Raw genomic sequence first — 15,362 nt, 5'->3', positions numbered from 1 at the left:
ATAGAAAACCCCAGCCGAGGCTGGGGTTTTTTATTACAGCAAGTGAACCGCGCGAGGGGATCAGCCGTTCTGGCGGATACCGGCGACCAGCCAAGGCTGGTTCTCGCCCTGCGGACGTTCCATGTTCCAGCTTTCGCTGAACACTTCGCCCTGATCGAAGCGCGAGGACTTCGACACACCGTTGAAGGTCAGGGTGGCGATGGTCTTGTCGGCACGGTCATCCACGCCATCCAGTTGAACCTGGAGGTTGTCGATGTAGGTCGACTGGAACGCGTCGCCCAGATCCGCTCGCTCACGCTTGAGGAACTCGAGCATTTGCGGGGTCACGAACTCGGCGATCTTGTCCATTTCGTTGGCGTCCCAGTGCTGCTGCAGCGACTGGAAGTGGCTGCGTGCAGCTTCAAGGAAGTTCTGCTCGTTGAACCAGGCTGGCGCGTTGATCACCGGACGGGCGGCAGCAGGTGCAGCCGAACCACCGAAGATCGAACCCATGGCCGCAGGCTTCTGCTCGAACACTTCACGCTGCATTGGCGCGCCGGCCGGAGCCAGGTGCTCCTGCTGCTTGCGTCGACGTGCGGCGATGAAGCGGAAGATCACGAACGCGATCACGGCCATGATCAGGATGTCGAAGATCTGCATGCCCTGGAAGCCGCCGCCCATGAACATGGAAGCGAGCAGACCACCGGCAGCGATACCGGCCAGTGGGCCGAGCCATTTCGAAGCACCGCCGGCCTTGGCCGCAGCGCCTGCGGCACCGGCAGCACCAGCGGTCGCCGCAGCGCCGCCCATGCCTGGAGAAGAAGGAGCCATCTGGCTGGTCTGGTGCGACGGCGCAGCGCCGGCGCTTTTGCCACCACCAAAGCGCTTGGCGTTGGCGTCGAGGCTCATCGTCAGGCCGATGCACAACGCCATGGCGATGCTAAGAAAACGTTTCATAAAGGGATTTCCCGTTTGTGGAGACACGCGCGCCATGTTGCACAGCTGAAGTGTTACTGGCTAGCGAGAGAGTGTTTCGGGCTTTTGCCTGACAGGTTGCGTTCAGCTTCGCGAGGCAATCAGCGGATGTACTTTTGGCTGTAGGAAAAGGGGATTGGTTCAGCCGGATTTTGGCTCAAAACATCAACCCGTGTAGGAGCCGAGCTTGCTCGCGAAGGCGGTCTGTCAGTCAACACAACAGTTGAATGTTCCGCCGCTTTCGCGAGCAAGCTCGGCTCCTACAAAGAGCAAAGAGCAATTGAATGGGGCTTAGATAGCTTCCAGCTTGGCGTAACCCAGCATCAGCCACTTGCTGCCTTCGCTGAAGTTCACCTGCACCCGTGCCTGCGCGCCGGCGCCTTCGAAGTTGAGGATCACGCCCTCACCAAAGATCGAATGGCGTACCGCCTGGCCCAGACTCAACCCGGTTTCCGGAATTTCACTGCCGGCGAACAGGTTGCTGCCGCTCATCGACTGATTGCCGCCGAACGGTCGGCTGACGCTGTTCGACAAACGGACTTCCTGAATCAGACCTTTCGGCACTTCGCGTACGAAACGCGAGACCTTGTTGTAGGTTTCGCTCCCGTACAAGCGGCGAGTTTCCGCGTAGGTCATCACCAGATTCTGCATCGCCCGGGTGATGCCGACGTAAGCCAGACGCCGTTCTTCCTCAAGACGTCCCGGCTCTTCCAGGCTCATCTTGTGCGGGAACAGGCCTTCTTCCATGCCCACGAGGAACACGTAAGGAAATTCCAGGCCTTTGGCGCTGTGCAGGGTCATCAATTGAATGCTGTCTTCGTGCTCGTCGGCCTGGGTGTCGCCGGCCTCCAGCGAAGCGTGGCCGAGGAATGCCGCCAGTGGCGTCAGCTCTTCGTCTTCTTCGTTGTTTTCGAAGTTGCGCGCGGCGCTGACCAATTCCTCAAGGTTTTCTACCCGAGCCTGGCCTTTCTCGCCTTTTTCCGCTTCGTGATAAGCGATCAGGCCGGATTGCTCGATGACGGTTTGCGTCATCAAGTGCAGCGGCATCTCGGCGCACTTGGCGGCGAGGTTCTCGATCAGCTCGATAAACGCGCCCAAAGCTCCCGCCGCACGACCGGTCAGGCCTTTATTAGCGACCAGCAGGCGCATGGCTTCCCACATCGACACATCGCTGTGACGTGCGTGCTCGCGAATCGCCTCGACAGTTTTCTCACCGATGCCTCGGGCCGGAACGTTGATCACCCGTTCCAGCGCCGCGTCGTTACCGCGACCTTCGAGCAAACGCAGGTACGCCATGGCGTTCTTGATTTCCGCTCGCTCGAAGAAGCGCTGACCGCCATAGATGCGATACGGAATACGCTCGCGCAGCAAAGCTTCTTCCAAAACGCGCGATTGGGCGTTGGAGCGATAGAGAATCGCGATATCGCTACGGGCCAAACCGGTTTTCAGCGCGCTTTCGATGGTTTCGACAACGTAGCGCGCTTCATCATGTTCGTTGAACGCGGCGTATAGATTGATCGCCTCGCCATCGCCGCCGTCCGTCCACAGCTCTTTGCCGAGGCGCCCGGTGTTGTTGGCGATCAAGGCGTTGGCAGCTTTGAGGATGCCGGCGGTGGAGCGGTAGTTTTGCTCGAGACGAATGGTCACCGAATCGGCGAAGTCGGACGAGTACTGATGAATGTTCTCGATCTTCGCGCCGCGCCAGCCGTAAATCGACTGGTCGTCGTCGCCGACCACCATCAGGCTGTCGCCGCCCTTGCCGAGCAGGCGCAACCAGGCGTACTGCACGGCGTTGGTGTCCTGGAACTCGTCCACCAGAATATGGCGGAAGCGCTTTTGGTAGTGCGCCAACAGGCCCGGGTGATCGCGCCACAAATCGAGGGCGCGCAGCAGCAATTCGGAGAAGTCGATCACACCGGCGCGCAGGCACGCCGCCTCGTAGGCTTCGTAAATGCTGCGCATGGTCGCCAGGTACAAATCGCCGCTGGCCTGAATATGTTGCGGCCGCAGACCTTCGTCTTTCTGGCCGTTGATGAACCACTGCGCCTGACGGGCCGGCCAGCGTTGCTCGTCGAGACCCAGCTCGCGGATCACCCGCTTGACCAGCCGTTGCTGGTCGTCGCTGTCGAGAATCTGAAACGTCTGGCTCAAGCCCGCTTCCTGCCAGTGCGCCCGCAACAAGCGGTGCGCCAGGCCGTGGAAGGTGCCGACCCACATGCCGGCCGGGTTGATCCCCAGCAACTGCTCGATGCGGTGACGCATCTCGGCAGCGGCCTTGTTGGTGAAGGTCACCGACAGAATGGAGTGGGGCGAGGCGTTTTCGACCTGGATCAACCAGGCGATACGGTGCACCAGCACTCGGGTTTTACCGGAGCCAGCACCGGCCAGGACCAACTGACGGCCAACGGAGGCTGCTACAGCCTGGCGTTGGGCATCGTTGAGGGAGTTCAGCAGAAGGGAGAGATCATCGCGCATCGGGGCATTCTAGGGTGCGCCGCAGGCCCGGGCAAACCGAGCTTTGCATTAGCCGATGAAAGTGCTGCCAATGACGACCGGTCGGTCATCGGCGACAGCCGTTGGCCCGCTTGGCTCTGCGGGTTTCAACGGTGCCTGAGGGGGGAAAAGTTTTGCGCAAATTATGATCTGGCGTGGTTTGGCAAGTTGATCGGCTTGTGTATGCTCCGTCCACGTTTCGGGCGCACGCCCTCCTTATAAGAACAAGAACGTTGCCCATGACCCTCAGCTCCGAACTGTCGGGCCCCTCTGTGGAACCCCGGGTTATCCGCAAGCACTACGCCACCGAGATGGCGGTCGAGCGCACGCGCCTGCTGTATCAGGGTTCTTTATTGCCCACGCTGTTCATGTTGATTAATGGTCTGGTCTGCGCCGGTTTGCTCTGGAGCCCGCAGCGCTACTTCGTGGTCAGTATTTGGCTGGTGTGGTTGCTGTCGCTGGTTGCCCTGCGGGTGATCCAAGTGGCCGCGTTCGATTCCGCCATTCCCAATCGACAGGCGCAGCCGATCTGGCGGCGAATGTTCCTGCTCGGCTCAACGATGACCGGCCTGACGCTCGCCGGCGCCGGCATCGCTCTGGTGCCCGCCGATAACTTCATGCAGCAAGCCTGGGTGTTCGGCCTGATTGGCGCCGCGACATTGTCGGCCAGTGTCGCGTACGCGGTGAGTCTGCCCGCATTTTTGTCCTTCACCTTGCCGTGTCTGTTGCCAGCGATCGGCTATCTGTTTTGGGGCGGCGACGAGCAGGCGCGCGGTTGGGGCTGGCTCGGGTTGATCTTGCTCGGCTCGCTGAGTGTGGTGGCGTGGCAGGTCAATCGGCTGATCGATCGCGGCTTGCTGCGGCGCTTTCAGAATCAGCACCTCATTGAACACCTGCAACAGACCCAATCCCGTAGCGAGCAACTCAATCAGGAACTGGCCAAGGAGATCGACCACCGGCGTTGTGCCGAGGGCAAGTTGCGCGAAGCCCAGGCTGCCCTTGAAGATCGTGTTGCCCAGCGCAGCCGCGAACTGGACGCCGCCAATCAGGCCCTGAGCAAAAGCGAAGCGCGGCTGGCGCTGGCGTTGAAGGCCAGTGAGCTGGGGCTATGGGACTGGAACCTGCAAACCGACGAAGTCCATCACACGCAGATTCAGGAATTGTTCGGCCTCGCCCCGGAATACGTCACGGCGCTGCTGCGCGATCTCAAACCGCGATTGCACCCCGAAGACGTGCCCAACCTCAAACTCGCGCTGACCGAGCATTTAAAGGGCCGCACCGAGGATTATCAGATTGAGTACCGCGTGCGTCACGGCGACGGTCATTGGGTGTGGATCGAAGACCGTGGCCGCGCGGTGGAGCGCAGTGACAGCGGACGCGTAATCCGCATGGTCGGCACCCGCCGCGACATCAGCGTCAGTAAAAGCCTCGAAGAACAGCAACGCCTGGCGGCGACGGTTTTTGAAGCGGCCAGCGAAGGCATCGTCATTCTCGACCCGAACTACGCGCTGATCGCGATCAATCAGGCGTTCAGTCGTGTCACCGGTTACGACATCGACGACATGCTCGGGCGCAACGTCGTCGAACTGCCGTGCAGCCGCGATGCGCGCCGCCATTACGTGGCGATCCGTCACGCGCTGGAGCAGCACGGCAGTTGGCAGGGTGAGTTGGTCGAGACGCGCAAGAACGGCGAGCTGTATCCGCAGTGGCTGCAATTGAATGCGGTGCGCGACAGTCGCGGTAATGTCAGCCATATCGTCGGCTTCTTCGCCGATCTCTCCGCGCGACGCGAATCCGAAGAGCGCATGCGTTACCTGACCCATTACGACGAACTCACCGGGTTGGCCAATCGCTCGCTCTTCCGTGAACGTCTGCACGAAGCGCATCAGCGTTCACGTCAGGGTCGGCGCAGTCTGGCGTTGCTGCACATCAATCTGGATCGCTTCAAATTGCTCAACGACAGTCTCGGCCATGAAGTCGCTGACCAGTTGTTGCAGAAGATGGCGCGGCGGCTGGTCAACGCGTTACCGGAGGCCGACACCATTGCGCGTTTGTCCGGCGATGAATTTGCGGTGCTGTTCGATGCTTACGGCAACCTGTCGAGTCTGGCACGGGTCGCTACGCGATTGTCGGCCAAGCTGCGTTTGCCGCTGACGGTTGAAGGGCATGAATTGGTGGTCAGCGCCTCGATGGGCATCAGCATGCTGCCGGACAACGCGCGGGAAATTGCTGCGCTGGTCAGTCAATCGAACATGGCGATGCAACACGCCAAACACCTCGGCGGCAACAACTTCCAGTTCTACACCGAGAGCCTGCAGGCCAGCACCCTCGAGCGCTTGCAGCTGGAAAACCAGTTGCGCAAAGCCATCGAGGACAAGCAGCTCAAAGTGTTTTACCAGCCGAAGCTGTGCCTCGAATCGGGGCGCTTGAACGCGGCGGAAGCGCTGGTGCGCTGGGATCACCCGACCATGGGCCGGGTGCCGCCGGGGGATTTTATCGGGCTGGCCGAAGAAACCGGATTGATCGGCCCGATCGGCGAATTCGTCTTGCGTCAGGCATGCTGGCAGGCGTGCGAATGGCAGCGGCAAGGGCTGGAGCCGATCCGCGTTTCGGTGAACCTCTCGGTGCATCAATTGCGTCAGGGCAAACTGGTCAGTCTGGTGCGTCAGGTGCTGGAGGAAACCGGTCTGGCGCCGCACTACCTCGAACTGGAACTGACCGAAAGCCAGTTGCTCGACAGCGTCGAACACATCATCGCGACCTTCCAGCAGCTGCGCGATCTGGGCGTGAAACTGGCCATTGACGACTTCGGCACAGGCTATTCGTCATTGAGTTATCTCAAGCGTATTCCGGTGGATTACGTGAAGATCGATCAGGCGTTCATACGCGGATTGGGCGAGGGCAGTGAGGATGCGGCGATTACCCGTGCGATCATCGCTATGGCCCACGGGCTGTCGCTGAAAGTGGTCGCCGAGGGCGTTGAACGGCAGGATCAGCTGGAATTTTTACGCGCCGAACGTTGCGATGAGGTGCAGGGCTATCTGATCAGTCGTCCGGTGGAGGCCGCCGGTCTGGCCGGGCTTTTGCGTGAACAGGAAAAACCGCTTTAAGGGCTACATGCACCCCATCGCGCCTGATATGGGGACATGGAGTTACGCATTGAGCAGGCAAAAAGCCAATTCATGTAGTATAACTACAAGCGTGCTACATCCTTGCCCATAAGAAGAGTCCAGCCCCTTGAATCTGCTGCAACACATCGCCCAGTCACGTCACCTGTTACGCAAGTCGGAGCTCAAGGTCGCCGACCACGTGCTGCTTGACCCTGCGGCCGTGATGCACAGTTCCATGGCCGACCTGGCCCACAACGTCGGCATCAGTGAGCCGACCATCGTGCGCTTCTGTCGCGCCATCGGTTGCTCCGGTTTTCAGGATCTCAAACTGAAGTTAGCGCAGAGCCTTGCGGCCGGTGCCAGCTTCGGTCAGTTCGCCATCCATGAAGACGACTCGGTTGCCGATTACAGCCTGAAGATTTTCGACACCACGTTGCACACGTTGATGGAGGTTCGCGAGAAGCTCGATCCGATTGAGTTGCAGCGCGCGGTGACGCTGATGTCGCAGGCGCAGCGCGTCGAGTTCTATGGTTTTGGCGCGTCGGGCGCAGTGGCCGCGGATGCGCAGCACAAGTTCTTCCGGTTGTTGCTGACCGCAGCGGCGTATTCCGATCCGCACATGCAGGCGATGTCGGCGGTGACGTTGAAGCCGACCGATGTGGCGATCTGTATTTCCCAGTCCGGGCGCTCCAAGGATTTGCTGATCACCGCCAATCTGGTGCGTGAGAGCGGGGCGTCGTTGATTACCTTGTGCCCGAGCCAGACGCCGTTGGCCGAGTTGTCGACGGTGAATCTGGCGATCGATGTGCATGAAGACACTGAGATCTATACGCCGCTGACCTCGCGTATCGCGCACTTGGTGGTGATTGATGTGTTGGCGATGGGCGTGGCCATGGCGCGTGGGCCGAGCCTGGTTAACCACCTCAAGAGCGTGAAGCGCAGTTTGCGTAGTTTGCGTTTGTCGCCCAAGGCAGCCAAAGCTCTGGATGATTAAGATCAAAAGATCGCAGCCTTCGGCAGCTCCTACACGGTCAATGTAGGAGCTGCCGAAGGCTGCGATCTTTTGCTTTGTAGTCGGCAACTTTCATCAAACCGTCATCCCCCACGCCTATTGTGAAACTCCCGTCATCGCCTTGGGAGACTCGAAATGGCTCAGCCCTACGAAGAACGCAACAGCGCCGCGAAAACCCGTCGTCAGCAGGAAGACCAGCGCCGCATGGAATTTCGCCGCGCTATCGAAGATCGCTTCGAACTCCGTCAGCTTCAAGCCGAAATCGGCGACTTTCCCGACATCACTCACTGGCAGGCGGCACCCGTAGCTTCCCGTCGAAGCGCTCAACCAGCGCGCTGATCTGCACGCGTTCGCTGCGGATAAACGCCAGGAAGGCGTGCGCCACCGGTGACAAGCGTTTGGCTTTCGCTTGCACCAGGCACCAGCTACGCAGCAGCGGCAATTCCTCGACCGGCAGCTCGACGAGCCCGCCAGTCGCCAGCTCCAGGTTCAGGGCGTGGCGCGTCAACAGCGCCAGGCCCAGACCCGCTTGCACACATTCACGCTGCGCTTCGGCCGACGCCACTTCCTGAGTCTGAGTGAAGTGCACGCGCTTCTCTTTGAAATACTCTTCGCACGCCAGTCGCGTACCCGAGCCGGGCTCGCGGATCAGCAGCGTGTAAGGCTCCAGATCCTGTAAACGCAGCGGGCCCATGTGCGCCAACGGGTGATCCGGGCGCGCCACGGCAACAATCGGGTTGTTGAGGAATGGCAAAAATTCCAGGCCCATGTCCTGCGGCACCATCGACATGATCACCAGATCGTCACGGTTGTCCGACAGCCTGCGAATGACCTGGCCACGGTTGACCACGGTCAGTTGCAGATTCACTTCCGGGTGCTGGCGTTTGAACGCGGCAAACAGGTGCGGGACGAAATATTTGGCGCTGGATTCCACCGCCAGTTTCAGCTGACCCTGCAGCGAACCCTGCATGTCCGACAGCTGCATATCGAGATTTTCCAGACGCCCGAAAATGTCCCGGCTGGCGCGCTGAAGGGCTTCAGCGGCTTCGGTCATGTAGAGTTTTTTGCCGACATAATCGAATAATGGCTGGCCGATCAGCTCTTCCAGCTGCTTTATTTGCAAGCTGACCGCCGGTTGGGTGAGCGACATTTCATCCGCGGCGCGGCTATAAGAGCGTAAATCACACACCTCGTTGAAGATCTGCAGCTGACGCAATGTCATACGCATCAAGGACTTACGCATTTTATTCGGGCTCGGCACGCGGATAGATGTTCGAACTATAAGTCTTTACTTATGGCTAACCCAATTATTATTCATTTTTGTTAATCCCTTATGAGCGCTAGTGTGGATCTGCGACTAAATTGAAACATTTGGTCACGCGTCGACCTGGGTCTAGCAGGTCGTGGTGCCACCGGCTCAAGGGAACCTCCAAGTGATAACAAAGATCCTGATCGCCAACCGTGGTGAGATTGCCGTACGAATCGTGCGAGCCTGCGCCGAAATGGGCATTCGCTCGGTAGCGATTTTTTCCGACGCCGACCGCCATGCGCTGCATGTGAAGCGTGCGGACGAGGCCCACAGCATCGGTGCCGAGCCACTCGCCGGTTATCTCAACCCGCGCAAACTGGTGAACCTCGCCGTGGAAACTGGTTGCGATGCCCTGCATCCCGGCTACGGTTTCCTCTCGGAAAACGCCGAACTGGCTGATATCTGTGCCGAACGCGGGATCAAGTTCATTGGCCCGTCGGCAGAAGTCATTCGCCGCATGGGCGACAAGACCGAAGCGCGCCGCAGCATGATCAAGGCCGGCGTACCGGTCACGCCGGGCACTGAAGGCAACGTCGCCGACATCGAAGAAGCTTTGGTCGAGGGCGACCGCATCGGTTATCCGGTGATGCTCAAGGCCACCTCCGGTGGTGGCGGCCGTGGTATCCGTCGCTGCAACAGCCGTGAAGAACTCGAACAGAATTTCCCTCGGGTGATTTCCGAAGCGACCAAGGCGTTCGGTTCTGCCGAAGTGTTCCTGGAAAAATGCATCGTCAATCCCAAGCACATCGAAGCGCAGATCCTCGGCGACAGCTTCGGTAACGTCGTGCACCTGTTCGAGCGTGACTGCTCGATCCAGCGTCGCAACCAGAAGCTCATCGAAATCGCCCCGAGCCCGCAACTGACCCCGGAGCAGCGCGCCTACATCGGCGACCTGTCGGTGCGTGCGGCCAAGGCAGTGGGTTACGAGAACGCCGGCACCGTGGAGTTCCTGCTCGCCGAGGGCGAGGTGTACTTCATGGAGATGAACACCCGGGTGCAGGTGGAACACACCATCACCGAAGAAATCACCGGGATCGACATCGTCCGCGAACAGATTCGCATCGCTTCCGGCCTGCCGCTGTCGGTGAAGCAGGAAGACATTCAGCACCGTGGTTTCGCGTTGCAGTTCCGTATCAACGCCGAAGACCCGAAAAACAACTTTCTGCCGAGCTTCGGCAAGATCACCCGTTACTACGCCCCCGGTGGCCCGGGCGTGCGCACCGACACAGCGATCTACACCGGCTACACCATCCCGCCGTTCTACGACTCGATGTGCCTGAAACTGGTGGTCTGGGCACTGACCTGGGAAGAGGCGATGGATCGTGGCCTGCGTGCGCTGGACGACATGCGTCTGCAAGGCGTGAAGACCACCGCCGCGTACTACCAGGAAATCCTGCGCAACCCGGAATTCCGTAGCGGCCAGTTCAATACCAGCTTCGTTGAAAGCCACCCTGAACTGACCAACTACTCGATCAAGCGCAAACCCGAAGAGCTGGCCCTGGCCATCGCCGCCGCCATCGCCGCCCACGCAGGCCTATGAATGAAACAGCTGCGAGCTTTTAGCTGCAAGCGGCAAGTAAAAGCAGATTGGCTTTTTCTTGCAGCTTTTAGCTTGAAGCTTGCCGCTATGAGGAGATACCAATGACTAAGAAGATCTTCGTTACCGACACCATCCTGCGCGACGCTCACCAATCGCTGCTCGCCACCCGCATGCGCACCGAAGACATGCTGCCGATCTGCGACAAGCTCGACAAAGTCGGCTACTGGTCGCTGGAGTGCTGGGGCGGCGCGACGTTCGACGCCTGCGTCCGCTTTCTGAAAGAAGACCCGTGGGAGCGTCTGCGCCAACTGCGCGCGGCACTGCCTAACACGCGCCTGCAAATGCTCCTGCGCGGCCAGAACCTGTTGGGCTACCGTCACTACAGCGACGACGTGGTCAAAGCCTTCGTCGCCAAAGCTGCCGTCAATGGCATCGACGTGTTCCGCATCTTCGACGCGATGAACGACGTGCGTAACCTGCGCGTGGCCATCGAAGCGGTGAAAGCGGCCGGCAAACATGCCCAAGGCACCATCGCTTACACCACCAGCCCGGTGCACACCATCGACGCGTTCGTCACCCAGGCCAAGCAGATGGAAGCCATGGGTTGCGACTCGGTGGCGATCAAGGACATGGCCGGTCTGCTGACCCCGTACGCCACAGGCGAACTGGTTCGCGCACTGAAAGCCGAGCAGTCGCTGCCGGTGTTCATCCACTCGCACGACACGGCCGGTCTGGCGACCATGTGCCAGCTCAAGGCAATCGAAAACGGCGCCGACCACATCGACACCGCGATCTCCAGCTTCGCTTCGGGCACCAGCCACCCGGGCACCGAGTCGATGGTCGCTGCGCTCAAGGGCACCGAGTTCGACACCGGCCTGAACCTCGAACTGCTGCAAGAGATCGGTCTGTACTTCTACGCCGTGCGCAAGAAGTACCACCAGTTTGAAAGCGAATTCACCGCCGTCGACACCCGCGTGCAAGTCAACCAGGTGCCGGGCGGGATGATCTCCAACCTCGCGAACCAGTTGAAAGAGCAGGGCGCCCTCAACCGCATGGGCGAAGTCCTCGCGGAAATCCCGCGTGTGCGTGAAGACCTCGGCTTTCCGCCGCTGGTGACCCCGACCTCGCAGATCGTCGGCACCCAAGCGTTTTTCAACGTGCTGGCCGGCGAGCGCTACAAGACCATCACCAACGAAGTGAAGCTCTACTTGCAAGGCGGCTATGGCAAGGCGCCGGGCGTGGTCAACGAGAAGCTGCGTCGTCAGGCGATCGGCAGCGAAGAAGTCATCGACGTGCGTCCGGCCGATCTGCTCAAGCCGGAAATGACCAAGCTGCGTGCCGATATCGGTGCACTGGCCAAGTCGGAAGAAGACGTGCTGACCTTCGCCATGTTCCCGGACATCGGCCGCAAGTTCCTCGAAGAGCGTGCCGCCGGCACCCTGACCCCGGAAGTGCTGCTGCCGATTCCTGAAGCGGGCGGTGTGACAAAAGCGGGCGGCGAAGGCGTACCGACCGAGTTCGTCATCGACGTCCACGGCGAAACCTACCGCGTCGACATCACCGGTGTCGGTGTGAAGGCCGAAGGCAAACGTCACTTCTACCTGTCCATCGACGGCATGCCGGAAGAAGTGGTGTTCGAACCGCTCAACGAATTCGTCGGCGGTGGCAGCAGCAAGCGCAAGCAAGCTTCGGCACCGGGCCACGTCAGCACCACCATGCCGGGCAACATCGTCGATGTGCTGGTCAAGGAAGGCGACACCGTCAAGGCTGGCCAGGCTGTGCTGATCACCGAAGCGATGAAGATGGAAACCGAAGTCCAGGCAGCGATTGCCGGCAAGGTCACCGCGATTCATGTGGTCAAGGGTGATCGGGTCAATCCGGGCGAAATCCTGATCGAGATCGAAGGCTGAGATAACCGCCGCGATCCAACGCTTTAAACCTCGGGGGGGCATGTGCTCCCCTTTTTTTTGCTTTTTTTCTCTGTAGGAGCTGCCGCAGGCTGCGATCTTTTGATTTTGTTGTTTAAGGGCAAGATCAAAAGATCGCAGCCTGCGGCAGCTCCTACAGGGGATTTGTGGGTGGCGCAGAACCCTGTGGGAGGCTGCGATCTTTTGATGTTGTTTTTTAAGGGCAAGATCAAAAGATCGCAGCCTGCGGCAGCTCCTACAGGGGATTTGTGGGTGGCGCAGAACCCTGTGGGAGGCTGCGATCTTTTGATGTTGTTTTTTAAGGGCAAGATCAAAAGATCGCAGCCTGCGGCAGCTCCTACAGGGGGATTTGCGGGTGGCGCAGAACCTTGTAGGAGCAGAGCTTGCTCGCGAAAGCGGTGTGTCAGTTGCAGCAAAAACTGGCTGACATTCCCTCTTCGCTGGCAAGCCCGCCCCCACAACAGCCCATCAGGTCGTTAGAACGCCATGCGCCATTGGCCCATCAAGCCGGTGTTGCGGCTGTCGGAGGCGATGTCGCCGGTGACGCCCATGCCCAACGTGTGACTGGCTGATAGCGCCAGATCGAGGCCGGCATCCAGCGACAAACTGTTGCGATCCAGTTGCGCCCCAGCGATTTCAAAGCCGATCCCGCCGTTCAGCAACTGCTGGCGCGTGTGCATGTCGAGTTCGCCGTAGGTATGTTTCCAACCCGCACTCAGACGTGGCGTCAGTTGCATGCCGTTGTCGAGGTTGTTGGTTTTTGCCACGCGTAGACCAAAGGTGCTGCTCAGGTTTTTCTGCGACTGACCGTGAACCTTCAACGCCGCGTCGCCACCTTTTTCGCTGTAACTGTCACGCTGGTAGCGCTGGTAACCGAGATTGGCGAAGGGCTCAAGCGTGAAATCGCCTTGGCCGAAGTCGTAACCCAGTTCGGCAAAGGCTTGCTGGGTGCTCGCGTCGTAGCTGCCTTTGAGGCGATCGCTAAAACCGTTGAACGCGACCCGACGTTTGCTGCTGCCGTCGTGACTGGCATAGGTGGCGCCAAGGCGCAGTGCCAGCGGGCCGTCCTGACGCACCGCGTAGGCACCGACATGCCAGCTGTCGAGATCGCCATCGGCATGGCGCGCATCGAGTTTGGTCTGCGAGTTACCGCCGATGATCCCGACATGCCATTGCTCATCGAGACGCCAGTCAGCACCTGCGACGAGACCTTGGGTGGAGTGTTTCAGGGTGCTGTCGGTGTCGCGATCGATTTTTCCGCCATTGCCCAATGCCTGAACCCAGACTCGACCGTTGCCGTTACTGGCGCTGCTCGAAGTCGAGTCACCGTCTAATTGGCGCATGGCCGACAGCATGCTGTCGCTGACCGGTGAAACGGCGCTGAGTGTGGCTTTGGCAAGGTTGGCGTTGCTGCCGGCAGCGAGTTGATCGAGCGCCAAAGCAGCGGTGGTTCTGTTGCTGCCGAGCAGGGCGACGAGGGCTCGGTTCGCAGGTGCGATCGGTGCAGAAACACTGGCCGGGACGACGCTTGCAGTTGGTGCAGTTGGTGCAGTCGTTGCAGTCGTTGCAGTCGTTGCAGTCGCCGCAGGAACAGCTTGAGTCGCGGCCGACGCGGAAGCCAGGACAGAGGCCGCATTTTCAGCTGGCATGGTAACCGCAACGGCAACAGGTGTTTCAGCTGTCGGGGAAGTATCAACGGGATCAGCCGTTACAGCCGAAGTAACCGCCTCGGCGGAGACGACATTTCCGATTGAAGCGGCGGCCTCACCAGAAACAACCGAAACAGCAGTGTCCGCTGGCTCCGTAACCACCTCAGAAACCGTCGCTATCGCTGGAGCAGAAGACTCCGAAATCGCCGTTTCGATTACTGGCGTTTCCACCTGCGCTCCCGTCGTCTCAGCCACCACCGGCACTACTTCTGGCGGCGCGACCGGAGTGGTGGAAGCATCAAGCATCTGATCGATTTGTTTACCAATTTCGCCAGAATTTTCCGATGAGGCGGCGTTTTCAACCTTCTCTGCATTTCGGCTAAACGTCAGCCCGACCTGTTTCTCGTCGTATTTCAGCGTTGGTGTCATGAACGCCAGATCGTTTTCAATACGGCCAAATTCCCCAACGACTTTTCCCGCTGTCAGAACCGTGTGCTGACTGCTTTTCGGGTAGTCGCCCGCCGTTGTGAGTTGCAACGTCGAATTCCCCAGATCGGCCGTCCCGGCGACCACGATGGTCTTGCTAACTCCTTTCGCTTTAACCTCGTAAGCCAACGTCGCACTGGGCTTCAGGTTCAAATCGCCATTCACGGAAGGTGCGCCGAGCGCCTGATTAACCTTCAGCAGTCCATGAACATTCAATGTGCCAGTTGCGCCTTCACCGGCGAATTGACCCTTTTCATAGATGTGGACGGCGCCGCCAATGATTCCTCGGTTGTTGAGGTTACCGCCGGCCGCTACAAAAGCGCCTTCCTCGATCCCGCCTTTATTGATCAGCGTGCCTTCGACCACGGCATGTCCAGCAATCGCACCTTCATTGGTGAAGGTAGCTTCAGGGCGCACCACAACTCCTGCGGTGAAGTCCGAGGGCGTATTTTTGACTCGAGTCCAGACACCTTGTTTGACCTCAAGGCCATGGAAGTTCCGCGTGTCACCCAGCGAACCCTTGGCCGCATCAAGTTGCAGGACATTCACACCGCCGGCGCCATTCACCGGGCCTGCAAAGCTGCCTTTACCGGTGACGATGAGCAGATCACTGCGCTCACCAAAAGGCTCGGCATAACCCTTCTTGTCGATCGGTGTTTTAACGGTATCGGGGTCGTTGATGAAGGTGTCGAGTAGCGCCGTCAGCGCGCCAGCGGTTGGCACGTTTGCAGGCACTTCTTCGGCCTGTGTGAATTGAGCGCAGCTCACCGCGAGGGTGATGGCCAGCGCCAATTTTTTCGGTTGGTAAAAGTGTTGAACGGGCATCAAGTAAGGCCTCTTTTGACTGGAGACCAAACTCTAAGTTGAAGGCCTGTGGGGCC

9 protein-coding genes are annotated in these 15,362 nt (G+C 59.6%); 5 read left to right on the top strand and 4 right to left on the bottom strand.

The annotated features are described in order from the left end of the window. Positions 1–60: 60 nt before the first annotated feature. Positions 61–936, bottom strand: coding sequence for a Tim44 domain-containing protein (locus tag AD669_RS27050; protein ID WP_053125189.1), 876 nt, complete (start codon positions 934–936; stop codon positions 61–63). Positions 937–1,245: 309 nt separating this feature from the next. Beyond that, positions 1,246–3,429 (bottom strand): DNA helicase II, encoded by a 2,184-nt coding sequence (gene uvrD / locus AD669_RS27045; protein WP_053125187.1) that lies wholly within the window; start codon positions 3,427–3,429, stop codon positions 1,246–1,248. A 257-nt stretch (positions 3,430–3,686) separates the two neighbouring features. On the opposite strand from uvrD, the gene AD669_RS27040 reads away from it, so the two are divergent. The 3 genes from AD669_RS27040 to AD669_RS28355 all read left to right on the top strand — a co-directional run bounded on the left by AD669_RS27040 (position 3,687) and on the right by AD669_RS28355 (position 7,908). Then, positions 3,687–6,557, top strand: a complete 2,871-nt coding sequence (locus AD669_RS27040) for a GGDEF domain-containing phosphodiesterase (RefSeq protein ID WP_053125185.1) — start codon at positions 3,687–3,689, stop codon at positions 6,555–6,557. Between the two features lie 127 nt (positions 6,558–6,684). After that, positions 6,685–7,551, top strand: coding sequence for a transcriptional regulator HexR (gene hexR, locus AD669_RS27035; protein ID WP_053125183.1), 867 nt, complete (start codon positions 6,685–6,687; stop codon positions 7,549–7,551). 153 nt (positions 7,552–7,704) lie between these two features. Then, positions 7,705–7,908 carry a PA3496 family putative envelope integrity protein gene (locus AD669_RS28355; protein WP_082341506.1) on the top strand — a complete coding sequence of 68 codons (204 nt, stop codon included), beginning with the start codon at positions 7,705–7,707 and terminating at the stop codon, positions 7,906–7,908. Here AD669_RS28355 and AD669_RS27025 read toward each other — a convergent pair. After that, a complete protein-coding gene (locus tag AD669_RS27025; protein WP_053125179.1) occupies positions 7,850–8,812 on the bottom strand; it encodes a LysR family transcriptional regulator in 963 nt (320 codons plus the stop codon). The two genes, AD669_RS28355 and AD669_RS27025, sit on opposite strands and share 59 nt — an antisense overlap. A 190-nt stretch (positions 8,813–9,002) precedes the next feature. Between AD669_RS27025 and AD669_RS27020 the strand changes: the two genes are divergently transcribed. Continuing rightward, positions 9,003–10,418, top strand: a complete 1,416-nt coding sequence (locus AD669_RS27020; protein WP_053125176.1) for an acetyl-CoA carboxylase biotin carboxylase subunit — start codon at positions 9,003–9,005, stop codon at positions 10,416–10,418. A 101-nt stretch (positions 10,419–10,519) separates the two neighbouring features. Beyond that, on the top strand, positions 10,520–12,328 hold the full coding sequence (gene oadA, locus AD669_RS27015) for a sodium-extruding oxaloacetate decarboxylase subunit alpha (protein WP_053125174.1): 1,809 nt from the start codon (positions 10,520–10,522) through the stop codon (positions 12,326–12,328). 494 nt (positions 12,329–12,822) lie between these two features. On the opposite strand, the gene AD669_RS28640 is transcribed toward oadA, so the two are convergent. Continuing rightward, complete coding sequence (locus tag AD669_RS28640) at positions 12,823–15,306, bottom strand: autotransporter outer membrane beta-barrel domain-containing protein (RefSeq protein WP_172680172.1); 2,484 nt, start codon at positions 15,304–15,306, stop codon at positions 12,823–12,825. Between the last annotated feature and the right edge of the window lie 56 nt (positions 15,307–15,362).

The sequence above is a fragment of the Pseudomonas sp. P1.31 genome, assembly GCF_001269815.1.
Taxonomy (GTDB): Bacteria; Pseudomonadota; Gammaproteobacteria; order Pseudomonadales; family Pseudomonadaceae; genus Aquipseudomonas; species Aquipseudomonas rustica.
The sequence above is the reverse complement of the archived record's forward strand: the minus strand, read 5'-3'. Positions and strand labels throughout refer to the sequence as shown.

Excerpts from the sequence above, each read along its gene's own strand:
- AD669_RS27050 (WP_053125189.1), bottom strand. The coding sequence starts at position 936 with ATGAAACGTTTTCTTAGCATCGCCATGGCGTTGTGCATCGGCCTGACG.
- uvrD (WP_053125187.1), bottom strand. The coding sequence starts at position 3,429 with ATGCGCGATGATCTCTCCCTTCTGCTGAACTCCCTCAACGATGCCCAA.
- AD669_RS27040 (WP_053125185.1), top strand. The coding sequence starts at position 3,687 with ATGACCCTCAGCTCCGAACTGTCGGGCCCCTCTGTGGAACCCCGGGTT.
- AD669_RS28355 (WP_082341506.1), top strand. The coding sequence starts at position 7,705 with ATGGCTCAGCCCTACGAAGAACGCAACAGCGCCGCGAAAACCCGTCGT.
- AD669_RS27025 (WP_053125179.1), bottom strand. The coding sequence starts at position 8,812 with ATGCGTAAGTCCTTGATGCGTATGACATTGCGTCAGCTGCAGATCTTC.
- oadA (WP_053125174.1), top strand. The coding sequence starts at position 10,520 with ATGACTAAGAAGATCTTCGTTACCGACACCATCCTGCGCGACGCTCAC.
- AD669_RS28640 (WP_172680172.1), bottom strand. The coding sequence starts at position 15,306 with ATGCCCGTTCAACACTTTTACCAACCGAAAAAATTGGCGCTGGCCATC.